Source organism: Ruminococcus flavefaciens AE3010, assembly GCF_000526795.1.
Classification (GTDB): domain Bacteria; phylum Bacillota; class Clostridia; order Oscillospirales; family Ruminococcaceae; genus Ruminococcus; species Ruminococcus flavefaciens_D.
In genome coordinates this window covers 594,302-617,882 of the sequence record NZ_JAGT01000001.1, presented here as the reverse complement: position 1 = coordinate 617,882, position 23,581 = coordinate 594,302, and the positions used below count along the sequence as shown (strand labels likewise).

The following is a 23,581-nucleotide window of genomic DNA, read 5'->3' as shown; positions in this document are numbered from 1 at the left end:
TAAGGAGAAATTCGCATGGATAATATGTTGAATGTTTACCTGTTCGGCAAGAAGTATGAAGTGCCTGCAGGTCTTACGATAATGACAGCTATGGAATATGCAGGCTATGACCTTGTAAGAGGCTGCGGCTGCCGTAACGGTTTCTGCGGAGCTTGTGCTACCATATACAGAATAAAGGGCGAGATAGAGCTTCACGGCTGTCTTGCCTGTCAGACAGAGGTTCAGGAGGGAATGTACGTTGCAACTCTGCCCTTCTTCCCACTTGAAAAGAGAGTTTACAATATCGAGGAAATAAAACCCACACAGCAGATAATGATGCAGCTCTATCCCGAGATATACAGCTGTATCGGCTGTAATGCCTGTACAAAGGCTTGTACTCAGGAGCTCAACGTTATGCAGTATATCGCATACGCTCAGAGAGGGGAGTACGACAAGTGTGCAGAGGAGAGCTTTGACTGCGTAATGTGCGGAGTATGTTCTTCACGATGTCCCGCAGGCATTTCCCACCCACAGGTAGCTATGCTTGCAAGACGTCTCAACGGCAAGTACATAGAGCCTGAGTGTGGACACCTCTCCGACAGAGTTAAGGAAGTAAACGAGGGTATCTTTGATAAGGAGATCGAAGAGCTCATGACCAAGGCGGTAAACAATATCGAAGAGATCAAGGATATGTACAACCACCGCGAGATAGAGAAGTAAGGGAGCGAGAGCATGTACAAGATAGATAAACTTAACGAGCTTGCAAAGGTAGTTGCAGCTAAGAGAGCAGAAAATGCAGCTCTTGAACCAAGACGTATGACAGCTGAGGAGAAGGACGACCTCCTCGCTCATTTCCACCCTGACTACAAGCAGGACGAATTCACTGTTCTTTCCGCAGGCGTAAACAAGGGCGATAAAGTTCCTACACAGCTTGCTGCGCTTTTACAGGGCAAGAGCCGTATCAGCGCTGACGACGTAGACCTTACAGCTCCCGATTATGAGACAGACGTGCTTATAATCGGCGGCGGCGGTGCAGGAGCATCTGCTGCCATCGAAGCTGATGAAGCAGGCGTAAAGGCAATGATCGTTACAAAGCTCCGTATAGGTGATGCTAATACAATGATGGCTGAGGGCGGTATTCAGGCTGCCGACAAGCCTAACGATTCACCTGCGATCCACTTCCTCGACGCTTTCGGCGGCGGTCACTTTGCAGCAAAGCCCGAGCTTGTAAAGAAGCTTGTTACAAAGGCTCCCGAGGCTATACAGTGGCTCAACAAGCTTGGCGTTGAATTCGATAAAGAGCCTGACGGCACAATGGTAACAACTCACGGCGGCGGTACTTCTCGCAAGCGTATGCACGCTGCAAAGGACTACTCAGGCGCTGAGATAATGCGTACTCTCCGTGATGAAGTCATAAACCGCGGTATCCCTGTTATCGACTTTACAGCTGCAATCGAGATAATCCTTGATGAAAACGGCAGGGCATCAGGTGCTGTGCTTATGAACATGGAAACAAAGGAGCTTCTCGTTGCCAAGGCTAAGACTGTTATTATCGCTACTGGCGGCGCAGGACGTCTTCACTATCAGGGCTTCCCGACTTCAAACCACTACGGCGCAACAGCTGATGGACTTATCCTCGGCTACCGTGTTGGTGCAAAGCTTCTCTATGCTGATACATTGCAGTATCACCCAACGGGTACAGGCTATCCCGAGCAGATATTCGGCGCACTCGTTACAGAAAAGGTCCGTTCACTGGGCGCAAAGCTTGTTAATATCGACGGTGATGTATTTATGCACCCACTTGAGACCCGTGACGTAACAGCCGCTTCGATTATCCGCGAATGTACAGAGCGCGGCAAGGGCGTGGAGACAAACCTCGGCAAGGCACTTTGGCTGGATACTCCCATGATAGAGCTTATCCACGGCGAGGGTACTATCGAGAAGCGTATCCCTGCAATGATGAGGATGTTCGGCAAGTATGGCATCGATATCCGCAAGGAGCCTATTCTTGTATACCCAACTCTTCACTACCAGAACGGCGGACTTGAAATATCCGACGACTGCGCTACAGGTGTAGAGAACCTCTATGCGGCAGGCGAGGTAGCAGGCGGTATCCACGGCAGAAACAGACTCATGGGCAATTCTCTCCTTGATGTCATCGTATTCGGTCGTAACGCAGGTATTTACGCAGCTGCAAAGGCTAAGGAAACAGCTGCTCCCGCAAAGCTCACACTTGCTCATATCGAGAAGTTCAACAAGGAGCTTGAAGCAGCAGGAGCTGCAAGCGAAGTAGCATCACCTATGCTTCTCCCCAAATATGCAAGAAAAAAATAATTTTAATGGGACGCTGTAAAAAGCGTCCCATAAATACGTATAATATAAAAGAAAGTTAAGTGATATAAATGGATTTTTTTAATGGAATTCTGTCGATTCACGGCGTTTCCTTCCTTATGCTGTCGGTCATTACTATTGCAGCACTTGGCTATATCCTCGGAAGAATAACTATAAAAGGCATTTCTCTGGGTACAGCAGGCGTTTTCATCGTCGCACTTATCTACGGCTGCATTTTTTATAAATACCTTTCGGCTGAGATAAATACCGACTTCGTTGGAAATGCTCTGAAAATAGTTGATAATCTCGGACTTATCCTGTTCGTTACGGCAGTCGGCTTTATTGCAGGCCCTAATTTCTTCGGCAACTTCAAGAAAAACTTCAAGTCCTATGTTATTCTTGCAATAATCATTATCCTGAGCGGAGGACTTTCCTGCGCAGGCTGCATCATGGTAGGCAGAAACTTCACTGACCTTGACAGCGAAGAGTTTACCGCAATGCTGACAGGTATACTTTCAGGTGCTCTTACAAGTACTCCCGGATTCTCGGCTGCCAAGGACGCTGTCGGAAGTGATCATCTTCAGAGTATCGTTTCCGTTGGCTATGCGATCGCATATATCTTCGGAGTTATTGGCGTTGTTCTGTTTGTACAGATCATCCCCAAGCTCACAAAGGCTGATATGGCAAAGGAAAGGGAACTGCTTGCACCTACAGCTAAAAAAGAAACAAGGGAAAAGAAGATGTTCAAGCTCATCGAGATGGACAGCTTCGGCATAATGCCATTTGCACTTGCTGCATTTTTCGGCATAATCATTGGTTCATTCAAATTCGGGAACTTCTCACTTTCAACAACAGGCGGATGTCTGCTTGTATCCCTTATATTCGGACATTTCGGACGCATCGGCAAGTTCTCCATAATGCCTAAGGATTCTACCCTCAAGGTATTCCGTGAGCTTGGACTCATGTTCTTCCTTATCGGCGCAGGAGTATCGGGCGGAGCAAAGTTCGTACAGTATTTTGATGCAGTATACTTTGTGTACGGTATGATAATGACTATCGTACCTATGATAATCGGATATCTGTTTGCTAAGTACGTTCTGAAGCTGAGCCTTCTCAATAACCTCGGATCTATCACAGGCGGTATGACATCTACCCCTGCCCTCGGTACTCTTATCAGTACAGCAGGTACAGAAAACGTTGCTTCCGCATATGCTGCTACATACCCCGTAGCTTTAATTTCAGTTGTACTGGTATCGCAGTTCCTGATAATCTTATTCAAGTAAATAAAGAGCACTTCCATATCGGAAGTGCTCTTTTTATCAGAGACGATAGGGAGGATAATCCTTATTTTCTTACTCCTTTTTATAGAAAAAAGAAAATATAAATAAGATATGGAAAATGCCTTTTATGCTCCCTGAGCCTTCCTGAAAAAGAAAGCCTGAGATTTTGTCACAGGCTCTTTTTTATTATTTTACACCGTACTTTTCTCTGTATTCGAGCATCTTATCAAGGTATTCCTTGCCCGGAACGATATCGTTCTTAATGGCCTCGATGATATCCTCCATAGTAACGATAGGGTAGACGATAACGCCGAAGTCTCTCTTGACTTCCTGAACAGCAGAAAGCTCACCTGTGCCTTTTTCCATACGGTCAACAGTGATGACCATACCTGTTACATTAACATCAGCAGCAGTCATAAGCTTTGGCATAGACTCGCGGAGAGCCTTTCCAGAAGTCATAACATCGTCGATGATGACAACTCTTTCGTTATCTTCGAGAGCCTTTCCTACGAACATACCGCCTTCGCCGTGGTCCTTTGCTTCTTTTCTGTCGAAGCAGTAGGAAACGTCGAGGCCGAACTTATTGCTCAGAGCAACAACAGCAGATACAGCCAGCGGGATACCCTTATATGCAGGTCCGAAAAGGGTATCTACAGGGATATCATTTGCTTTGATGCACTCGGCATAGTATTCACCAAGTTTTGCAAGCTGAGCGCCTGTTTTATAGTTTCCGCAGTTGATGAAGTAAGGAGCCTTTCTTCCGCTTTTCAGCGTGAACTCGCCGAATGTAAGCACACCGCAGTCCACCATGAATTTTATAAAGCTTTCCTTGTAATTCATTATGTATACCTCCGTATTAAATTAATTATCGTTTTATGCTGCTATATTGCCTCATAGATATGACCGCAAAATGGACAGCGAGGGTAATCAAGATCAATCTCTGCACCGCATTCCACACAGACCTTTTTAGGTAGGATATCAATGTTATCATCGATGTCCTGATTATACTTGCCCGCAAAGCCTGTAGGGTGAGTAACGGGGAAAACTCCGATAAGCATACCACATTCCGAGCAGTAATATCCGAGAGTAGTATCCACAGGGACTTCACATAACTTGTTGTCTCCTTCGTAGAACGTAGAGACAGGATACTCGAGAGAAGCTCCTCTTGTTGGGATACCGCGCTTTTCAATTTTAAAAAAAGCCCTTTATCATTGGTTTGCCGCAATGGATCATTAGATCATCCCTCCTTAAAACATTATAATACCATTATAGTCCTTTTTCGTGAATAATTCAAGACGATAAGCAAAAATAAAATAAAACTTCCTAAAAGTATTGCAAAGAATAATAAAAAGAGGTATAATATATGTAACTGCCGTAACGGCAAATCATAGCGCAGTGTGCCTTGAAAAAGCCGGCGCTTAATTATTTCAGGAGTATATATGGCTAAAAAGAAAAGCATAACAAGAATATCTGACAAGAAACGCGGCAGACCAAAGGTCAGGTTCAGCTTTTGGGGACTTATTTCGATTTTTCTGCTCTCGTTTGCCGCGTGTTTCATATTATATATGGTTGCGGCAAACTTCAATGAGAATTTTTTCAGTGATGAATTTGAAAATGTTGTTGTTGAAGAAAAACCTCCCGCAGAGTCGGACGGAGAAAGCTCAGGCGGTTCAGACGGTTCGGCGCAGACTGTTCAGCAGAACGGCTCTTCCGTTACAAATCCGATAGCTCAGTCTCAGCCAAGGGACAGCTCATATCTTGATTCCTGCTGTCTGGTAACAGACAATACTCTTATCGATATGGGAAAGTATACGGGACTTACGGATATTATCGGAAGCGGAGAGCTCGGTGCGGCGAACTGCAACACTTATACGTTAGAGTCTTCATACGGAACTAAAACCGTATATGAGATACTGCAAATCAAGAAGCCCGAAGTTGTTTACATCATGCTTGGAGATGATATCGGAACATCATCTGTAGATGACATGATATCAAGCTATACCGAGTTAGTAAAAAACGTAAGAGGCTATCTCACAGACGCAGATATATACATTATGCAGCTTCCGCCCGCGAGTGAGGGAGGCGCCATTGATAACGGAGTTATAAACGAATTCAATACAAAGCTTCTCTCTATTGCAAACACAAACAATGTATACTGCATAGACACCAATACAGCTCTAAAGGGAGTTGACGGAAATATCTCAAAAGAATTTATAAGCACTGATACAGGTGCTCTTACCGAAAAAGCATATAAAACCATTGCCGAATATGTGCTTTGTCATATTGTATAATTTTTCGCCCAAACACTATATATAGTGTTTGGGCGTTTTACTGTCTGTAGACCGCTTCAAAGCTCGGAATATCGCTAAAAGCCTATTTTATAAATGATTTATGCACGAATATTCTAAAAACTTCCGCCTTTTCAACAGTTACATTGTCTATAACCTACATTGACATTCATTGAATAATGCTATATACTTATAAAGAACGATTGAAAAGAGAGACACTATATATTGTGTTTGGAGGTATGATAAAGAAATGATAATCCATATTATTAAAAGAGACGGAAGAAAAGTTCCTTTTAATATAGAGAAGATCGCAAACGCTATCTTTAAGGCTGCACAAGCTCGCGGAGGTACAGATTTCAACGTTGCAATGGACGTTGCAGTCGAGGTGTGCAGACTGTATGAGGAACAATACCCGGGAAAAACTCCAACTGTTGAAGAGATCCAGGACCTCGTCGAGAAAGTTCTTATCGAAAAAGGTCACGCTAAAACAGCAAAGGCATATATTCTCTATCGTTACGAGCGTACACGCTCACGTGAGATGAAGACCAATCTGATGTGCGTACTTAACGAGCTGACTTTCAGTCCTGCAAAAGACAGTGATATAAAGCGTGAGAACGCTAATATAGATGGCGATACAGCTATGGGCACCATGCTCAAATACGGTTCTGTATCCGCAAAGGAATACTATGAAATGTATGTCCTTGAGCCTGCACACGCAAAGGCTCACCGCGAGGGCGATATCCATATACACGACCTCGATTTCTATACTCTGACTACCACATGTACACAGATCGATCTTAAAAAGCTTTTCACTAACGGCTTTTCCACAGGACACGGCTTCCTCAGAGAGCCAAACGATATTGCAAGCTATTCTGCTCTTGCCTGTATCGCTATCCAGTCCAACCAGAACGATCAGCATGGCGGACAGAGTATCCCTACTTTTGATTATGCAATGGCTGACGGCGTAAAGAAAACATATGCGTCAAGATATACACAGAATGTTGCAAGAGCTCTGTCGCTTATAGGCGGAGTTGAGAACGAGTTTGAAGCAATAGATGAAATAAAGAAAGAGATGTCAGAAAACTTCGGACTTAAACCAACACTTGCCAATGATAACGGCTATAAGGAAAAGGAACTGGAGCTTCTGCTGAAGTATACAGATAAGGAAACTGCGGAGAAAATTCAGGCTTTCGCTACAAGAAACGCTGAAAAAGAGACCGACAGAGCTACTTATCAGGCTATGGAGGCGCTTATCCACAACCTTAATACCATGAACAGCCGTGCAGGCGCTCAGACACCTTTCAGCTCTATAAATTACGGTACAGATACAACTCCTGAGGGAAGAATGGTAATAAAGAACGTCCTTCTTGCTCAGGAAGCAGGTCTCGGCAACGGCGAGACTCCTATCTTCCCGATACACATATTCAAGATCAAAGAGGGCATCAACTACAATCCTGATGATCCTAACTATGATCTGTTCAAGCTTGCCTGCAGAGTTTCTGCAAAGCGACTTTTCCCGAATTTCTCGTTTATCGATGCACCGTACAATCTCCAGTATTACAAGGAGGGCAATCCTGATACTGAGATAGCATACATGGGCTGCCGTACAAGAGTAATCGGAAACAACTACGATCCTTCAAGAGAGATCGTTACAGGCAGAGGCAACCTCAGCTTTACATCTATAAATCTTCCTCGTCTTGCTATCAAGGCCGACCATAACGTTGGTCTGTTCTTTGAAATGCTCGAGGAAAAAATGGAGCTCGTTATCGACCAGCTCATGCACCGCTTCAATATTCAGTCTCAGAAGAGAGTAAGAAACTATCCGTTCCTTATGGGACAGGGGATATGGATCGATTCCGACAAGCTGGGTCCTGATGATACAGTAGGTGAAGTACTTAAACACGGTACGCTATCTGTTGGCTTTATCGGACTTGCTGAAACCTTAAAGGCTCTTATCGGAGCTCATCACGGTGAGAGCGAAGAGGCTCGTGAGCTCGGTCTCGAGATCATTTCTTCAATGAGAAAGCGTCTTGACGAGGAATCAAAGAGAACAGGTCTTAACTTCTCACTTCTTGCAACTCCTGCGGAAGGTCTTTCAGGTCGTTTTGTACGTATGGATGCCAAGAAGTACGGTATAATCGAAGGTGTTACAGACCGTGACTATTATACAAACTCATTCCATGTACCTGTTTACTATCCTATCAGTGCATTTGAGAAGATAAAGATAGAGGCTCCTTACCACGAGCTTACTAACGCAGGTCATATAAGCTATATCGAGCTCGACGGCGATCCCCTTGAGAACCTCAGCGCATTTGAAAAGATCGTTCGCTGCATGAAGGAGTCGGGAATAGGCTATGGCGCTATCAACCACCCTGTTGATCGTGACCCTTGCTGCGGATACACAGGCATCATCGGTGAGACCTGTCCCTGCTGCGGACGAAAAGAGCATTCCGACAATGTTGCGTTTGACAGGATACGACGAATCACAGGCTATCTTGTTGGTACACTGGATCGTTTTAACAACGGAAAGCGTGCAGAAGAGCATGACCGAGTTAAGCATAATGTATAAGGTGATATAATGGAACTCAGAATTGCAGGAACCGTCAACGACTCAATAGTTGACGGTCCTGGAATAAGATTTACTGTATTTGTTCAGGGCTGCCCGCATAACTGCAAGGGCTGCCATAATCCACAGACTCATGATTTTGAGGGCGGAACTGTTACTACAACAGAAAAGCTTCTTGAAAAGATAAAAGGGAACCCATTGCTTGACGGAGTAACATTCAGCGGGGGAGAGCCCTTTTGTCAGGCAGAAGCTCTGGCTGATTTAGGCAGAGAGATAAAAAAGCTGGGACTTGATATAATAACATATACGGGCTATACGTTTGAAAAGCTTTTTGAAGAGCGCGATCAGAATCATTGGGGAGACTTGCTTGCTGTGACCGATTATCTCATAGATGGACCGTTTATCCTTGAACAAAAGGATTGGGAAATAAAATTCCGCGGAAGCTCCAACCAGAGATATATCGACTGTCAGGAAAGCCTTAAAAACGGAAAAGTTATCGAAAAAGAACCATAAAACACCCCCACCCGTAAAGCGGGTGGGGTGTTTTACAATTTGCATAATATTGAGCATAAATAATTATCTGTATTTTTTATTAGAAAATATTGACATAAATGTATAAATGATGATATAATTAAATTATCGGTATATCCGAAATAATTTTATATGTTAAGGAGGCAATTATATGGAATCAATCAAAAAATATGTAGCAGAAGTAATAGGTACATTCGTGCTTGTTCTTCTTGGCTGCGGTACGGCAATGCTGGTAGGCTGTGACGCAAAGAACGGCGGGGGATATATACTTACTGCTCTCGCATTCGGACTTGTTATTGTCGGTATGGCTTATTGTGTAGGCAATATTTCTGGATGTCATATCAATCCTGCAGTATCGCTTGGAGTTCTTTTGAGCGGAGGAATGACATTTACTGATTTTGTAGGCTATGTCGTTTCACAGTGCCTTGGCGCGATCGCGGGAGCAGGTACATTAAAACTCATCTTTGATCTTGGTGATGTTACAGATATGACAGGAGGATACGGTGCTAATGGTCTCGCAGGTGTAAATGGTAATGCAGGCGCAGGTGTGATCGTAGAGATAATCCTTACATTTATATTTGTACTTACTATTCTCGGAGTTACATCAAAGAATGCTAAGCACGGTTCATTCGGCGGACTCATAATCGGTCTTACACTTACACTTGTTCATATTTTCGGAATAGGTCTTACAGGTACATCTGTAAATCCTGCAAGAAGCCTCGGTCCTGCACTTTTAGCAGGTGGAGATGCTATCAGTGATCTTTGGGTATTTATCGTAGGTCCATTTGTTGGTGCGGTTATCGCTGCAGTAGTTTATAAATGTCTTGAGCCAGCTGCTAAAGTGGCTCCTGCACCTGTAGAAAAAGCTTCTCCTGTTAAGAATAACGCTCCTGCAAAGACAAATAATCACAATAGCAGCAAGAAAAAGAAAAAGTAATTTCAGAAAGCTCCCGTAACAGGGAGCTTTTTTATAGCTGTTTTCTTGAAATTGTATCACAAAAATGATATAATAAGACTAACGAAAAAAGAGACAAAGTTTCACCAAATCAAAGTTTGGTGAAACTTTGATAAGAGATAAAACGAGGGGACTATATTATGGAAAGATTATTCATTATGGATCAAAAAGACTATGATGATAGTTTTGCGCGTTTCAGACGTCCGTCAGTTCGCGGAGTAATAATTAAAGATGGAAAAATAGCATTAGTTTATAGCAAGAAATATGATTATTATAAGTTTCCCGGCGGCGGAATTGAAAACGATGAAGATCATATAACAACTCTTAAACGTGAGGTTCTTGAAGAAACTGGCTTAACTGTTATAGACGGCTCGGTTATGGAGCTTGGATCAGTGCTGCGTATCCAGAAAAGCAGATTTGCTGAGAATTTGATCTTTGAACAGGAAAACTTCTATTATCTGTGCAATGTTGAAAAATCTGTTGCAAATCAGTACCTTGATGAATATGAGCTTGATGAAGGCTTTACTCTGAAATATGTATTGCCGGAGCTCGCTATATCTGTAAATCGCACTCACGATCACGGAGATTACGATCTTTTAATGCTTGAACGTGAAGCGCGAGTTCTTGGATATCTTGTTGAGAAAGGTTATTTATGAAAAATTTAAACAATAACGCAAATCCTGAATTTTTAAACGAATATCTTGTGCATATAAAGATCGTTCAGCTTCTGGCACAGCGTACAATTGAGGAATACTACACAGATATACGCCTTTTTTTAAGGTATATCTACGAATGTAACCATAATACAGGCAAAGATATCGAGGATATTGATATTCGGGATATGACTGTTGAGGAGCTTCAGAAAATCTCGGTCAGTGATATTTATAATTTCATCTTTTATACATCCGATGAACGTCATAATAAGGACAGAGCTCGTTACAGAAAGCTTTCTTCACTTAGAAATTTTTTCAAATATCTTGAAAAAGTAGCTCATATTATAAAGGAAAATCCTACAAAGGACCTTGATGTTCCTGTTCCGAGGGCTTCCCTGCCGAAATTTCTTTCTCTTAACGAAAGTATGCGTTTGCTGCAGACAGCTGATACAGCTGATTCTAAACGTGATTATTGTATTATAACTCTTTTTCTGAACTGTGGCATGCGATTAAGCGAGCTTGTTGGTATCAATATCTCTGATATTGATTTCTATGAGAATCGTCTTAAAGTTCTCGGTAAGCGCAGCAAGGAACGAATGGTTTACCTTAATGATGCATGTGTTGATGCGCTGCAGAAGTATCTTGCGATCAGGAAAAATAATCCTAAAGCAGCTGATGAACCTGCTTTATTTATAAGCAATCAAAACAGGCGTATCTCCAAGCGCAGAGTTCAGCAGATAGTTGAGGATACTATTAAAAAGGCTGAGCTTGACGGCAAGGGTATTACAACACATAAGCTAAGACATACAGCTGCAACTCTTATGTATCAGTACGGAGATGCTGATGTTCTTACTCTAAAGGAGCTTCTCGGACACGCAAGCATTTCCACTACAGAGATATACACGCATTTAAATGACGAAAATGTCAGAAACGCTATTGAAAGCAATCCTCTTTCAAAAATCAAATCAGATGATCCCGACGATAAATAATAATTCCGAATTGTGGGTTTGGTGTTGCAAAATCCTTTAATATGTAGTATAATATTGTGGGAGATTTTGTAGATAGAAAATCGGAGGTAACTTTTATATGTGCGGAATCGTAGGCTTTACGAATAATATTTATAACTCAAACGACGTTCTTGAAAAAATGATGGACCGCATAAGACACAGAGGTCCTGATGCCGAGGGAAAATATATAGATGAGGATATTGCTCTGGGGCATCGCAGACTAAGTATCATCGATGTCAGCTCTTCGGGAGACCAGCCTATTTTTAATGAAGATTCCTCGCTGGTGATCGTTTTTAACGGCGAGATATATAACTATAAGGATATACGTCAGGAACTTGTTAAAGCAGGTCATAAATTCAGGACCAATACTGATACCGAGGTGCTTATACACGGATATGAGGAGTTCGGCGAAAAGCTTCTCAATAAGCTGAGAGGCATGTTTTCCTTTGTAATATGGGATAAGAACAAAAAGGAGCTTTTCGGCGCACGCGATTTCTTTGGTATCAAACCTATGTACTACGCAAATATGAATGGTACATTCATGTTTGGTTCCGAAATAAAGAGCTTCCTTGAACATCCAAAGTTTACAAAAGAGCTCAATACAACCGCACTTGAGAACTATCTCACCTTCCAGTTCTCCCCTACTTACGAGACGTTTTTTAAAAATGTTTACAAGCTTCCCCCTGCACACTATTTCAAATTAAAGGACGGTCGCTTTGAAGCCAAACGCTACTGGGACGTTCACTTTAATGCAGATGAAAAGCCTTCTCTCGACGAATGGGTAAATAAGATATCCGATACCTTCCACAACTCGGTAGAAGCACATAAAATAGCTGATGTTGAGGTAGGTTCATTCCTTTCCAGCGGTGTTGATTCAAGCTATGTTGCAGCAATTGCAGATGTTGACAAGACATTTACTGTAGGCTTCGGCACAGATGAAAAGTACAATGAGATTGGCTGGGCAAAGAACTTCTCAAAGGCTATAGGCAAAGAGAATACAAGTAAGGTTATCACTCCTGAGGAGTACTGGGATAACCTTTCAATGATACAGTATCATATGGACGAACCTCTTGCAGACCCGTCAGCTATCGCCCTGTATTTTGTCTGCAATATTGCATCTGAAAAGCTGAAAGTAGTTCTTTCAGGCGAGGGCGCTGACGAGATATTCGGCGGCTATAATGTTTACAGTGATCCAAACGGTACAGTTTATGACAAGCTGCCGCGGTTTGTAAAACGCGGTATAGGTAGCATCGCTTCCAAGCTTCCCGCTAAGCGCGGAGTTAATTTCTTCGTCCGCAAGGGCAAGGACGTTGAGGAGCGCTTTATCGGTAACGCTTATATGTTCAGACCCGAGGAGCGCAAGGAACTTCTGAAGATCACTACAGACGCTCCCGAGCCGACAGTTATTACGAAGCCCTTTTATGCCAATGTCAAGGGCAAGGACGATGTTACAAAAATGCAGTATCTCGATCTGCATATGTGGATGGCAGGAGATATCCTCCTGAAAGCCGATAAAATGAGTATGGCTAACTCTCTGGAGCTTCGCGTTCCTTTCCTTGATAAAGAGGTCATGGCTTTAGCCGAGAAGATACCTACAAAGTATCGCGTAACTCACGATAAGGGCACGGACGAGACAAAGTATATCACAAAGTATGCTATGCGTCTTGCCGCAAAAAAAGATACTCCCGAGCAGACAGCAAAAACAGCTGCAAAGAAAAAACTGGGCTTCCCTGTTCCTATAAGAGTATGGCTCAAGGAAGATAAGTACTATGAGCTTGTTAAAAGCTATTTTGAAAGCGAGAGCGCACAGGAGTTCTTCAATATCGCTCCCCTGCTGAAGCTTCTTGACGACCACAGAGAGGGAAAGGCTGATAACAGCCGAAAGATATGGACAGTGTTCATATTCCTTATCTGGTACAAGGTCTATTTTGAAAATAACGGAAAATATTGATCAAACGGAGATATTATGGCAAGTAAAGTTACATACAAGTACATTAAACAGAATCCTGATATCATGGAGTATATCCGCAGAGCCGATCAGGCTCTTGAAGCACTCGGCTATACCGAGCATTCCTTTCCTCATGTTGAAAGAGTTGCTTATACCTCGTCCATGATACTTGAAACTCTGGGATACGATGAAAGAACTGTGGAGCTGGCAAAGGTGGCTTCAATAATGCACGATATCGGTAATGTTATAAACCGAGTTGACCATGCGCAAAGCGGTGCTGTTATGGCTTTCAGACTGCTTGACAGTCTGAGCATGCCTGCTGATGAGATATGCTCTATAATATCAGCTATAGGCAATCATGACGAAGGTACAGGACAGCCCCTTGATCCTATTTCTGCGGCTATGATAATCGGCGACAAGACCGATGTGCGCAGAAGCCGTGTCCGCAATACAGATCTGCTCACATTTGATATCCACGACCGCGTAAATTACGCTGTTGTACAGTCGGCTGTTAAATTCAACGATGATAAGTCGTCAATTATTCTTGAGCTTCAGATAGATACTGAGATATCCTCTGTTCTTGAATATTTTGAGATATTTATGAAGCGTATGCTCCTTTGCAGAAGAGCTTCGGAATTCCTCGGAGTTCAGTTTGAAATGATAATCAACGACAGTAAAATACTGTAATTATAAACGGAGGTATAAAATATGTTTTCGGAATATCAGCATCTTATAGATCTGAACGATTATCCTGTTTCATGGTGGAAAAAGGTGGTAGAGCTTGGTGAGGAGATATACAAGGCTCCTGCTGATTTTGCCCATGTGTGCGACGGAAAGATCATGGCTACACTTTTCTATGAGCCGTCCACACGTACACAGATGTCCTTCCAGACAGCTATGATAAGACTTGGCGGTCAGATAATCGGCTTTGACAATCCCGCAAATTCTTCTGTTGCCAAGGGCGAGACAATTAAGGATACCACAAAGATCGTCAGCAATTATGCAGATGTTCTGGTCATACGTCACCCTATCGCAGGAGCTGCCAAAGCAGCTTCACTTACGGCTGACTGCTCCGTTATCAACGCAGGTGACGGCGGACACCTCCACCCTACTCAGACTCTTACTGATCTGCTCACGCTGAAGATCGAGAAGAAAACTCTTTCGGGACTTACTATCGGTATGTGCGGTGATCTTCTCAACGGAAGAACTGTTCATTCTCTCTGCAAGGCACTGAGCATGTTCCCTGACAATAAATTCGTGTTCATATCTACTAAAGAGCTTGGTATGCCTGCTTATATCAAGGATATTATCAAGGCAAACGGAAGCAAGTACAAGGAAGTAAAGACTCTTGAAGAAGCTATCGGCAGTCTTGATGTGCTTTATATGACAAGAATACAGCAGGAGCGCTTCGCAAGTGAGGAAGAATATCTTGCTCAGAAAGATGTCTATGTTCTTGACAGAAAGAAAATGATGGGGGCTAAGAAAGATATGATCGTAATGCACCCCCTGCCGCGAGTTGACGAGATCACTGTTGAGGTGGACGACGATGAGCGTGCAATGTACTTCAAGCAGGCTAAATACGGTATGTATGTGCGTATGGCACTTATAATGACTATATTAAAGGAGAAGAAGTCCTCCGAAACACTGAATGGCAAGGTTTTCAGCGGAGTTCGCTGTTCAAATCCGAAATGCATAACCAATCACGAAGAATATCTCCCCAAGAGCTTCCGTTCAAGCGGTGACGAAACGCTCCTTGAATGTGAATACTGCGATGAGAGAAAGCTTATATAACTAAAAAAGCCACAGCTTTATGCTGTGGCTTTTGTTTATGGATCGCATCGATGTATGACCTTTACAGGACATGACTCCATGCAGAGACCGCAGTTCGTGCAGTTGCTGTGGTCGATATAAGCATGGAAATTATTTACGATGATAGCTTCGTTAGGACACTTTTTCTCACATATCCTACAGCCTATACAACCGTTCTTGCATACAAGCTTAGTGACTTTTCCGTTGTCGTATGAAGCGCACAGAACGTCCACACGTTTTGAAACAGGCTTTATCTCTATAAGCTCATTTGGGCATGCCTTTGCACATTGTCCGCAGGCTCCGCAAAGAGAAGGAGTTACCTTAGCAATACCGTTTATGATTTTGACAGCATCGTGCTCACATACCGCAACACAGTCACCAAGACCGATGCAGCCATACTTGCACATTCCGCTTCCGCCGTAAAAACGCTTTACAGCTTTGCAGGACTGTACTCCGTCGAAAAGGAACGCCTTCTGTGTAGCATTACAGTCGCCGCTGCAGTGTACAACGGCTGTCATGGGCACAACTTCAGCAGCTGCAGTTCCGAGAACGGACGCTATCTGATTAGCGGCGTCACTTCCTCCCGGACGGCAGAGGTTTGTTGCTGCGCCTTTATTAACTATAGCCGAAGCATAATCAGAACAGCCCGCAAAACCACAGGCTCCGCAGTTTGCCTGCGGCAGAGCAGCGTTGATCTTTTCTATTCTTTCATCGATTTTCACGTAGAAAACTTTTGCAGCTATTGTAAGCAGTACTCCTGCAAGTATGCCGCAGCCGCCGAGAATAAGAGCAGGGATAAGATAAGTCAAATCGTCTCCCCCTTTCACTTGATAAGTCCCGCAAAGCCCATAAAGCTTATTGAGACTATAGATGCAGCTATCAGAGTTGCAGGAACTCCCTTGAAGGTCTCAGGGATATCAGCGTATTCAAGCTTTTTGCGAACTCCCGAGAAAATGATAAGTACTATCATAAAGCCCAGTCCGCCGAAAAGGGCGTTTATTATTGACTGGAAGAATGTATAATTGTTATCGATGTTAAGCACTGTAACGCCGAGAACAGCGCAGTTTGTTGTTATGAGCGGAAGATATACGCCCAGTGAGCTGTACAGTGCCGGTACGCACTTTTTGAGGAAGTTCTCGACGAGCTGTACAAAAAGCGCTATAACAAGGATAAATACCACTGTATCGAAGTATTCAAGTCCATTGGGTACGAGAATACCATGATGAATAGGATATGTAACTATAGTTGCACATATCATTACGAAGGTAACTGCGATTCCCATTCCTGCTGCGCTGTCAAGCTTTTTTGATACGCCGAGGAATGGACAGATTCCCATGAATTTGGAAAGCACGAAGTTATCTGTCAGCATTGCCGAGAGCATTATAGCAAGTATAGTTTTCAATGACAGTCACCTTCCTTTCCACAGTTTTTAGCATTTGGACATCCGCCACAGCCAAGCTCCTGAGGGGGCTTTTTCTTTTTGAGTTTATTCACAGCTGCAATTATCATACCAAGTGTAAAGAAGCCGCCTGCTGGCATGATAAAGAACAGCATAGGATTCTCGCTGAGTACGGGCAGGGTAAGTCCCATCCATTTTCCTGCGCCGATTATCTCACGAACAGAGCCCATGAGGAACAGAGCAAGTGTAAAACCTGCACCCATGCCGATAGCGTCAAAGGCAGATGCTATAATACCGTTTTTGCTGGCAAACATCTCGGCTCTGCCGAAGATGATACAGTTTACGGTAATAAGCGTGAGGTAAATACCAAGGCTGTCATATAGGCTCGGCACGAAGCCTTCAAGCAGGAAGCCTATGAGCGTAACAAAGCTTGCTATTATTACAATAAAAGCAGGTATACGTACCTTGTCTGGGATGACCTTTCTGAGTGCGGAAATAACGATGTTAGAGCCAAGGAGAACGAATGTGGTCGCAAGTCCCATACCTATTCCGTTCATAGCCTGTGTTGTAACGGCAAGTGTAGGACACATACCCAGCAGCATTACAAGCGTCGGGTTTTCCTTTATAATGCCCTTTGTAAGCTCCTTGACAAGCGGAGTTTTCTTATCAGCCACCGAGTATCGCCTCCTTGTTCTCATTGTATACTTTAAGTGCAGTATCAACTGCATGCTTCATACCGTTGGAAGAAAAAGTTGCACCGCTTATGGCGTCAAAGCTGTCTGAGGGCTGAGTAAGTCCGTAAAACTGCTTTCTGAAATCAGCCTCATCATGGACCTTTGAACCAAGACCGGGAGTTTCGCCAAGAGAAACGAACTCTATTCCCGAGATACTTCCCTGCTGGTCAAATCCTACAAGTATGTTTATACCGTCCTTTGAGTAGCCGTCAGTACATATCTGGATAACGGTTTTCTTATCCGGGGTTACAGCTATGGTCTGTATCTCATCATATCCGCATTTCAGCTGCACTACCCTGCTTTCGGTCTTTCCGAAGAGAGCTTCAACACTGCTGCTGAATTTCTGAGCTTTCTGGTCTGCTATACGGTCTTTTGTGAGCTCATATGCATACACAAGAAGCAGCGAAGCTACAACACATATTATTGTAAGTACAACGGTAGGCTTTACCTTATCCTTCATTCTTCTCAGCCTCCTTTGCACCAAGTACCTTTGTTCTTGTAAGCTGCTCTATATAAGGAGTAAGAACATTCATAAGCAGAATTGAGAACGAAACTCCCTCGGGATATGAACCGAAACGCCTTATAATAAAGGTTATGATTCCGCAGCCGAGACCGAATACTATTTTGCCTTTAGTAGTAATAGGAGTTGTGGCATAGTCTGTAGCCATGAAGAATGCTCCGAGGAACACACCGCCTGCAAGTATCTGATAAACGGGATCAGAGCCGCTTATCCAGCTTAAAACGAACAGGCTTCCTATAAACGAAAGCGGAGCTGCAAGCGAGATTATCTTTCGTGCAGCAAGGTAAAGTCCGCCGATAAGAAGTGCCGCGGAGCAGGTCTCACCAAGACAGCCGCCGCATTTACCAAGGAAAAGGTCAAGGTATGAAGCTGCATTATCCGTGCCTGCAAGAGGAAGCGGAGTTGCACTTGATATAGCATCAAGGTCTGTATGAGTGAATGGCTCTACCCATCTGGTCATTGCCGCGGGGAAACTTATCATAAGTACGATTCGTGCTGTTATGGCAGGATTTGCAAAATTCTGCCCAAGTCCGCCGAAAAGCTGCTTGACAATGACGATCGCAACAAAAGAACCGATAACTGCCATCCAGTACGGCAGAGTCGATGGCAGATTCATTGCGAGAATAAGTCCTGTTACAACTGCTGAAAGGTCGCCGATAGTATTATCGCGCTTCATCATCTGGCGGCAGACATACTCGAAGAATATACAGCTGCCTATACATACCGCTGTCAGCGGAATAACACGCATACCGAAGAAATATATCGCCGCTCCCCATGCAGGAAGAAGAGCGATTATAACGTTCAGCATTATATTTGTGGTTTTAGTGTAGTTCTCGTCATGGGGGGACGGAGAAACAATAAGCTTATCCATTGGTCTTCCTCCTCCTTACTTTCTTGGGATAAGTGCTTTTGCAAGCTGATTTGTTTCTGCAAGCTTTCTGTTTGCAGGACATACATATGTACAGCTTCCGCAGTTCATACAGAGCATTACCTTGAGCTTCTTGAGCTCCTCAACATTGCGTATCTTATAAGCTCTGTCTATATCGGCAGGCATAAGTCCGAGAGGACATACTCTTACGCAGCGTCCGCAGCGGATACAGCTTGAGGTTTTACGCTCATCATAATGATTGAAAGCAAGAAGTGCATTGGAAGTCTTAACAACAGGCATATCTATATCTGGCACGCTCATACCCATCATGGGACCGCCTGCAATAAGCTTTTTGATAGAGTCAATATCTGCTTTGCAGAATTCAAGGAGCTCTCGAAATGAAGTTCCGATAACTGTGCGGACATTCTTGGGCTCCCCAACTGCGTTTCCGTCGATAGTAAGGCGGCGCGTTACAAGAGGCATACCTGTCTGCATATAACGGTAAAGGAATGCAACTGTAGAAACGTTCATAACTATAACGCCTGCATCAGCAGGAAGCGAGCCCTCGTTTACAATCCTGCCCGTCGAGTTATAGATAATGACCTTTTCGGCCCCCTGCGGATATGCAGAGGGAAGAGTGATTATATCGATAGTATCATCGTTTTCAGCCATAGCTGTGAAGTTCTTTATCGCCTCTGGCTTATTGGCTTCAATTGCAAGCTTTGCTGTCTTGATTCCGAGCTTAGACTTTACCAGATTGATACCGTTGATGATGTCCTGTGGATTCTCCATCATTTCACGATAATCCGCAGTTATGTACGGCTCACATTCGGCTGCGTTGATTATAAGAGTATCGATATCGGCTTTGGGATTGAGTTTTATATGCGTGGGAAAACCTGCACCGCCAAGTCCGCAGGCACCGCTCTGTCGAACTGCCTTTACAAAACTTTCTTTGTCGGTAACAACAGGCGGCTTTACTTCATCCGAAACTGTCTGAAGTCCGTCTGTTTCGATCTCTATCATCTTACAGACTGTTCCCATTACGTTACGATAATCGGTTATTGCAGTTACTTTTCCGGAAACTCCCGAATGAACAGGAGCACTGAATGCCGCATCGGTATCGCCTATTTTCTGTCCGACAGCAACTGTGTCTCCGACCTTTACAAGCGGCTGACATGGAGCTCCCATAGTCATTGACATGGGAATAGTAACTTTTTCAGGAACAGGAAAATCTACAGTAGAGCTGTTTTCCGTATTTTTACGGTGTTTCAGCTTAATACCGTTAAGTTTTTTCATAAAATTCTCCTTGATATAATGGCTGAATATGAGCCATATTTTTTTCAAAATAAGCTGACGTTATGATTCAGGGCAAAAAAGCCCATACATTAATATTATATATGAAATTCACATAATATTCAAGAGGTTTTTGCAAAAAAAAATCTATATTTAAATTTAGAAAATGCAGGCAATAAATAAAAGACACCCGAAGGTGTCTTTTTAACTAATTATTTTTCTCTCTTTTTAAGTGAAATCAAGAATGCAGCTGACGAAACTCCGAATGCTGTCAATACAGCATATATTGGCTTGCTGCCTGTTTTGGGAGAATCTGTCTTTTTAGTAGCAGTGGCTATTTTCGATGTAGTCGCTACTGTTGTAGTAGTAGTTTTGGAAGCGTCTGTAACATCCAGTGATGTTGTAGCTGTAGTCGTGGTAGTTGTAGTAGTCGTGGTAGTTGTAGTAGTCGTGGTAGTTGTAGTAGTCGTGGTGGTTGTAGTAGTTGTGGTGGTCGTAGTAGTCGTGGTGGTCGTAGTAGTTGTGGTAGATGTGGTAGTTGTGGTAGTTGTAGTAGCTGTGGTAGTTGTAGTAGCTGTGGTAGATGTGGTAGTTGTGGTAGATGTGGTAGTTGTGGTAGATGTGGTAGTTGTGGTAGTTGTGGTAGTTGTTGTGGTGGTAGCCGTGGTAGTTGTTGTGGTGGTAGCCGTGGTAGTTGTTGTGGTGGTAGTCGTGGTAGTTGTTGTGGTGGTAGTCGTGGTAGTTGTTGTGGTGGTAGTCGTGGTAGTTGTTGTGGTGGTCGGTGTGGCAGTAGTTGTTGTTACCTCTTCCTCAACAAGCATTTTGGGATTGAATGAAGAATAACCGAACTGTATACCTCCATCAAAGGATTTGGCTATTGTTGCACCTGCAACGTGTCCACCCTCATCTCCTGTACCGTCTGCATTGGGAGCAAGCGTCGAACCTTGTATAGAACCAAGATATTTGAACTTTGTGGCGTCCTTCAGGTTGTAAAGGACAGGCATGTTTTCGCCCTTGTCCTGCATTAATTCTCCGTCGTCGCCATAGAGCTTCATATTAGTCAGCGGAAGCTTTACATCGTCTCCCGGAACATTTATTACAAGATAAGAGCCCTCGGGGATATAAACGTCGATCTGTAAATATCCCGAATTGAAGATCTTAGCTTGTTCTTCATCGAGATTTATAACATTCAGATTTTTATCTGTTCCTGTGAAAGTCCAGCCTTTGTCATAATCCTTGGCAATTCCGAGATGAGCATTTGGAGTCAGCTCTGAAAGATACTTGCTTCGCTGATTGAGAAGCTCAAACTCTATATCGAAATCAATGAGCTCACCGACATACACCTCGCAGTGCCCTGCATTCATATGGTCTGTTATTTCCTGACTTATTGTCCCCTCGCTGCCCATAACGAAGTTTTTGTCGTCAGGCTGGAAATTACGGAGCGTATCACCGCCTATAACGACTTTAGCAGCTTTTGTTCCTTTATCAAGCTTAGCACCGACGGAATACGATGCAATATCACCAATATTTGCGTTTCCGCCTGCCGCAAGTCTGCCCTCACAGTCGGAGCCACGTGCGGCAAAATCATCATGCAGGAACACCGAGAACTGTGAAGCTGCTCCAAGAAAATACTCATTTGTATCACTAATGCCAAGAAGCGTTTCCTTGTTCTGATCGGTGACCTGCTGCATTCCTTGATCATCAGGCTCGATGCTGTGAGTAATTATCGGGACAGCTCCCATAATACACACGGACGTGATAATACTCAGAAAGCGCTTAAAATTATTTTTAAACATAAGCATATCCCCTTTTATATATTTTGTATAATTATACCATAATTCAACAAGAAATTCAATAAACATTTTCAACAAACATTATATAAAGTGATAAAATGCTATTAACATTTTTGTCATAAAAATAAAAAGACTCCTTCGTTTAAGAAGAAGTCGGAGAATATGACCCAAAAATAAAAAGCACCTGCTGTTGCAGATGCTTCGAGAGGCGCCACCCAGATTTGAACTGGGGATCAGGGTGTTGCAGACCCACGCCTTACCACTTGGCTATAGCGCCGTCTTTGGAGCGGATTACGAGGCTCGAACTCGCTACCTCCACCTTGGCAAGGTGGCGCTCTACCAGATGAGCTAAATCCGCATAATGGCGACCCCGAACAGATTCGAACTGTCGACCTCCTGCGTGACAGGCAGGCGTTCTAACCAACTGAACTACGAGGCCAAAGAATTGGTGGGGACTACAGGGCTCGAACCTGTGACCCTCTGCTTGTAAGGCAGATGCTCTCCCAGCTGAGCTAAACCCCCACTTTTTCTTCCGTTCATCGGTTAATCAGTTCCGACGACTTTAATATTATATCACGAATACTTTTGTTTGTCAAGCTTTTTTTGGAATTTTTTCAAAAAAATTTTTTGTGCTTAGTATTACGCCTTATATCGTCTCATATTATGTAAAACCATGTCTCGTCGGGATCCACTTCTGCTTTCTGTACAGGTATCTGTGAGTCAAAATTATATCTGAGCTCCTGATTTTTTATGCTTACCTTTGCGCCTGCAGGTATGGAACGAGTGATAAATGCGTTACCGCCAATTACAGCATTCTTGCCTACAACAGTTTCTCCGCCGAGTATTGAAGCTCCCGAATAGATAGTGACGTTATCCTCAATTGTAGGATGACGCTTTTTGTTACGAAGGGACTGTCCGCCTCTTGTTGAAAGCGCACCAAGAGTAACTCCCTGATATACTTTTACGTTATCCCCTATTTCTGTTGTTTCACCTATAACTATTCCTGTACCGTGGTCGATAAAGAAATATTTGCCTATGGTAGCTCCGGGGTGTATGTCTATACCTGTTTTGCTGTGAGCATGCTCAGTCATTACACGTGGGATAAGCGGCACACCCAGCAGAAACAGTTCATGAGCCAGTCTGTTGACCAGTATAGCATATAAACCGGGATAAGAATAGATTATCTCATCTTTATTATATGCAGCAGGGTCGCCGTCATATGCAGCCTGAACATCAGTTTCGATATAGCTTCTTATTTTTGGAAGCCTGTCAAGAAATTCAAAGGTGATCCTTTCAGCATTCTCGTTTATTTCATTTTCATCAAGATCAACATATTTTTTATCATAGCGAAGTACAATGGAAATCTGACGGATAAGCTTAAAAATTACATCTTCAAGTATCATGGTGATATTATTGCGCACAGTGTAGACGCGATAGCTTTTATTGCGGAAATATCCGGGGAAAACGATTCGTCTCAGTGATTCTATTATACCAACAATATCATCGTTGTCGGGGTGATCAAAGGTCTTTACTTCATCAATAGTCCTGTTACCGTTATAATCCATAAGAATTTTTTGGGTAAGCGAATTAATATTATCTTCGAGCTTATGCATTCTCGTCACCTCAT

General features: G+C 43.4%; 22 protein-coding genes and 4 tRNA genes. 12 read left to right on the top strand and 14 right to left on the bottom strand.

The window, feature by feature from the left end; genetic code table 11:
* Positions 1-15 precede the first annotated feature (15 nt).
* The 3 genes from N774_RS0102805 to N774_RS0102795 all read left to right on the top strand — a co-directional run bounded on the left by N774_RS0102805 (position 16) and on the right by N774_RS0102795 (position 3,593).
* On the top strand, positions 16-699 hold the full coding sequence (locus tag N774_RS0102805) for a 2Fe-2S iron-sulfur cluster-binding protein (protein WP_024859780.1): 684 nt from the start codon (positions 16-18) through the stop codon (positions 697-699).
* A gap of 12 nt (positions 700-711) precedes the next feature.
* Positions 712-2,313 (top strand): FAD-dependent oxidoreductase, encoded by a 1,602-nt coding sequence (locus N774_RS0102800; protein ID WP_024859779.1) that lies wholly within the window; start codon positions 712-714, stop codon positions 2,311-2,313.
* 68 nt (positions 2,314-2,381) lie between these two features.
* A complete protein-coding gene (locus tag N774_RS0102795; protein WP_024859778.1) occupies positions 2,382-3,593 on the top strand; it encodes a permease in 1,212 nt (403 codons plus the stop codon).
* A 183-nt stretch (positions 3,594-3,776) separates the two neighbouring features.
* On the opposite strand, the gene pyrE is transcribed toward N774_RS0102795, so the two are convergent.
* Together pyrE and N774_RS19700 are read right to left on the bottom strand one after the other, a co-directional pair.
* Positions 3,777-4,430, bottom strand: a complete 654-nt coding sequence (gene pyrE / locus N774_RS0102790) for an orotate phosphoribosyltransferase (RefSeq protein ID WP_024859777.1) — start codon at positions 4,428-4,430, stop codon at positions 3,777-3,779.
* A 41-nt stretch (positions 4,431-4,471) separates the two neighbouring features.
* Entirely contained in the window at positions 4,472-4,687 is a 216-nt protein-coding gene (locus N774_RS19700) for a hypothetical protein (protein WP_242836544.1), read from the bottom strand.
* A gap of 342 nt (positions 4,688-5,029) precedes the next feature.
* On the opposite strand from N774_RS19700, the gene N774_RS0102780 reads away from it, so the two are divergent.
* From N774_RS0102780 to pyrB, 9 genes are all read left to right on the top strand, one after another.
* Positions 5,030-5,881, top strand: a complete 852-nt coding sequence (locus N774_RS0102780; protein WP_024859776.1) for a hypothetical protein — start codon at positions 5,030-5,032, stop codon at positions 5,879-5,881.
* Between the two features lie 247 nt (positions 5,882-6,128).
* Positions 6,129-8,447, top strand: a complete 2,319-nt coding sequence (locus N774_RS0102775) for an anaerobic ribonucleoside triphosphate reductase (RefSeq protein ID WP_024859775.1) — start codon at positions 6,129-6,131, stop codon at positions 8,445-8,447.
* 9 nt (positions 8,448-8,456) lie between these two features.
* Positions 8,457-8,957 carry an anaerobic ribonucleoside-triphosphate reductase activating protein gene (nrdG, locus tag N774_RS0102770; protein WP_024859774.1) on the top strand — a complete coding sequence of 167 codons (501 nt, stop codon included), beginning with the start codon at positions 8,457-8,459 and terminating at the stop codon, positions 8,955-8,957.
* A gap of 169 nt (positions 8,958-9,126) precedes the next feature.
* Positions 9,127-9,912: an MIP/aquaporin family protein gene (locus N774_RS0102765; RefSeq protein WP_037280099.1), complete on the top strand. Its 786-nt coding sequence runs from the start codon at positions 9,127-9,129 to the stop codon at positions 9,910-9,912.
* Positions 9,913-10,070: 158 nt separating this feature from the next.
* Positions 10,071-10,586 carry an NUDIX domain-containing protein gene (locus tag N774_RS0102760; protein WP_024859772.1) on the top strand — a complete coding sequence of 172 codons (516 nt, stop codon included), beginning with the start codon at positions 10,071-10,073 and terminating at the stop codon, positions 10,584-10,586.
* The gene (locus tag N774_RS0102755; protein ID WP_024859771.1) at positions 10,583-11,572 is read left to right on the top strand and encodes a tyrosine recombinase XerC; all 990 of its coding nucleotides are present in this window, start codon (positions 10,583-10,585) and stop codon (positions 11,570-11,572) included. Before N774_RS0102760 ends, N774_RS0102755 begins: the two co-directional genes overlap by 4 nt.
* Before the next feature lie 97 nt (positions 11,573-11,669).
* Positions 11,670-13,541: an asparagine synthase (glutamine-hydrolyzing) gene (asnB, locus tag N774_RS0102750; protein WP_024859770.1), complete on the top strand. Its 1,872-nt coding sequence runs from the start codon at positions 11,670-11,672 to the stop codon at positions 13,539-13,541.
* A 15-nt stretch (positions 13,542-13,556) separates the two neighbouring features.
* Positions 13,557-14,225 (top strand): HD domain-containing protein, encoded by a 669-nt coding sequence (locus tag N774_RS0102745; protein ID WP_024859769.1) that lies wholly within the window; start codon positions 13,557-13,559, stop codon positions 14,223-14,225.
* Positions 14,226-14,246: 21 nt separating this feature from the next.
* Positions 14,247-15,329 carry an aspartate carbamoyltransferase gene (gene pyrB / locus N774_RS0102740; protein WP_024859768.1) on the top strand — a complete coding sequence of 361 codons (1,083 nt, stop codon included), beginning with the start codon at positions 14,247-14,249 and terminating at the stop codon, positions 15,327-15,329.
* Between the two features lie 35 nt (positions 15,330-15,364).
* Here the strand turns inward: pyrB and N774_RS0102735 are convergent, their stop codons facing one another.
* The 12 genes from N774_RS0102735 to epsC form a co-directional block, all read right to left on the bottom strand.
* The gene (locus tag N774_RS0102735; RefSeq protein WP_024859767.1) at positions 15,365-16,156 is read right to left on the bottom strand and encodes an RnfABCDGE type electron transport complex subunit B; all 792 of its coding nucleotides are present in this window, start codon (positions 16,154-16,156) and stop codon (positions 15,365-15,367) included.
* Between the two features lie 14 nt (positions 16,157-16,170).
* Positions 16,171-16,749, bottom strand: a complete 579-nt coding sequence (locus N774_RS0102730; RefSeq protein ID WP_024859766.1) for an electron transport complex protein RnfA — start codon at positions 16,747-16,749, stop codon at positions 16,171-16,173.
* Positions 16,746-17,420 (bottom strand): electron transport complex subunit RsxE, encoded by a 675-nt coding sequence (gene rsxE, locus N774_RS0102725; RefSeq protein ID WP_024859765.1) that lies wholly within the window; start codon positions 17,418-17,420, stop codon positions 16,746-16,748. Before rsxE ends, N774_RS0102730 begins: the two co-directional genes overlap by 4 nt.
* Positions 17,413-17,940 (bottom strand): FMN-binding protein, encoded by a 528-nt coding sequence (locus N774_RS0102720; protein WP_024859764.1) that lies wholly within the window; start codon positions 17,938-17,940, stop codon positions 17,413-17,415. Before N774_RS0102720 ends, rsxE begins: the two co-directional genes overlap by 8 nt.
* Positions 17,930-18,871 (bottom strand): RnfABCDGE type electron transport complex subunit D, encoded by a 942-nt coding sequence (locus N774_RS0102715; protein ID WP_024859763.1) that lies wholly within the window; start codon positions 18,869-18,871, stop codon positions 17,930-17,932. The genes N774_RS0102720 and N774_RS0102715 overlap by 11 nt, the downstream gene beginning before the upstream one ends.
* A gap of 15 nt (positions 18,872-18,886) precedes the next feature.
* The gene (gene rsxC / locus N774_RS0102710) at positions 18,887-20,164 is read right to left on the bottom strand and encodes an electron transport complex subunit RsxC (protein ID WP_024859762.1); all 1,278 of its coding nucleotides are present in this window, start codon (positions 20,162-20,164) and stop codon (positions 18,887-18,889) included.
* A gap of 209 nt (positions 20,165-20,373) precedes the next feature.
* Positions 20,374-21,957, bottom strand: coding sequence for a choice-of-anchor A family protein (locus N774_RS0102705; protein ID WP_024859761.1), 1,584 nt, complete (start codon positions 21,955-21,957; stop codon positions 20,374-20,376).
* Positions 21,958-22,160: 203 nt separating this feature from the next.
* A tRNA-Cys gene (locus N774_RS0102700) sits at positions 22,161-22,231 on the bottom strand.
* Positions 22,232-22,236: 5 nt separating this feature from the next.
* Positions 22,237-22,312: transfer RNA gene (locus N774_RS0102695), tRNA-Gly, on the bottom strand.
* Positions 22,313-22,316: 4 nt separating this feature from the next.
* Positions 22,317-22,393: transfer RNA gene (locus tag N774_RS0102690), tRNA-Asp, on the bottom strand.
* 7 nt (positions 22,394-22,400) lie between these two features.
* Positions 22,401-22,476: transfer RNA gene (locus N774_RS0102685), tRNA-Val, on the bottom strand.
* 134 nt (positions 22,477-22,610) lie between these two features.
* Positions 22,611-23,567 carry a serine O-acetyltransferase EpsC gene (gene epsC / locus N774_RS0102680; protein WP_024859760.1) on the bottom strand — a complete coding sequence of 319 codons (957 nt, stop codon included), beginning with the start codon at positions 23,565-23,567 and terminating at the stop codon, positions 22,611-22,613.
* Positions 23,568-23,581: the final 14 nt, after the last annotated feature.

Excerpts from the sequence above, each read along its gene's own strand:
- N774_RS0102705 (WP_024859761.1), bottom strand. The coding sequence starts at position 21,957 with ATGTTTAAAAATAATTTTAAGCGCTTTCTGAGTATTATCACGTCCGTG.
- asnB (WP_024859770.1), top strand. The coding sequence starts at position 11,670 with ATGTGCGGAATCGTAGGCTTTACGAATAATATTTATAACTCAAACGAC.
- N774_RS0102720 (WP_024859764.1), bottom strand. The coding sequence starts at position 17,940 with ATGAAGGATAAGGTAAAGCCTACCGTTGTACTTACAATAATATGTGTT.
- pyrE (WP_024859777.1), bottom strand. The coding sequence starts at position 4,430 with ATGAATTACAAGGAAAGCTTTATAAAATTCATGGTGGACTGCGGTGTG.
- rsxC (WP_024859762.1), bottom strand. The coding sequence starts at position 20,164 with ATGAAAAAACTTAACGGTATTAAGCTGAAACACCGTAAAAATACGGAA.
- N774_RS0102780 (WP_024859776.1), top strand. The coding sequence starts at position 5,030 with ATGGCTAAAAAGAAAAGCATAACAAGAATATCTGACAAGAAACGCGGC.
- N774_RS0102775 (WP_024859775.1), top strand. The coding sequence starts at position 6,129 with ATGATAATCCATATTATTAAAAGAGACGGAAGAAAAGTTCCTTTTAAT.
- N774_RS0102765 (WP_037280099.1), top strand. The coding sequence starts at position 9,127 with ATGGAATCAATCAAAAAATATGTAGCAGAAGTAATAGGTACATTCGTG.
- N774_RS0102795 (WP_024859778.1), top strand. The coding sequence starts at position 2,382 with ATGGATTTTTTTAATGGAATTCTGTCGATTCACGGCGTTTCCTTCCTT.
- N774_RS0102760 (WP_024859772.1), top strand. The coding sequence starts at position 10,071 with ATGGAAAGATTATTCATTATGGATCAAAAAGACTATGATGATAGTTTT.
- nrdG (WP_024859774.1), top strand. The coding sequence starts at position 8,457 with ATGGAACTCAGAATTGCAGGAACCGTCAACGACTCAATAGTTGACGGT.
- N774_RS0102805 (WP_024859780.1), top strand. The coding sequence starts at position 16 with ATGGATAATATGTTGAATGTTTACCTGTTCGGCAAGAAGTATGAAGTG.
- N774_RS0102715 (WP_024859763.1), bottom strand. The coding sequence starts at position 18,871 with ATGGATAAGCTTATTGTTTCTCCGTCCCCCCATGACGAGAACTACACT.
- N774_RS0102745 (WP_024859769.1), top strand. The coding sequence starts at position 13,557 with ATGGCAAGTAAAGTTACATACAAGTACATTAAACAGAATCCTGATATC.
- N774_RS0102800 (WP_024859779.1), top strand. The coding sequence starts at position 712 with ATGTACAAGATAGATAAACTTAACGAGCTTGCAAAGGTAGTTGCAGCT.
- N774_RS0102755 (WP_024859771.1), top strand. The coding sequence starts at position 10,583 with ATGAAAAATTTAAACAATAACGCAAATCCTGAATTTTTAAACGAATAT.
- pyrB (WP_024859768.1), top strand. The coding sequence starts at position 14,247 with ATGTTTTCGGAATATCAGCATCTTATAGATCTGAACGATTATCCTGTT.
- epsC (WP_024859760.1), bottom strand. The coding sequence starts at position 23,567 with ATGCATAAGCTCGAAGATAATATTAATTCGCTTACCCAAAAAATTCTT.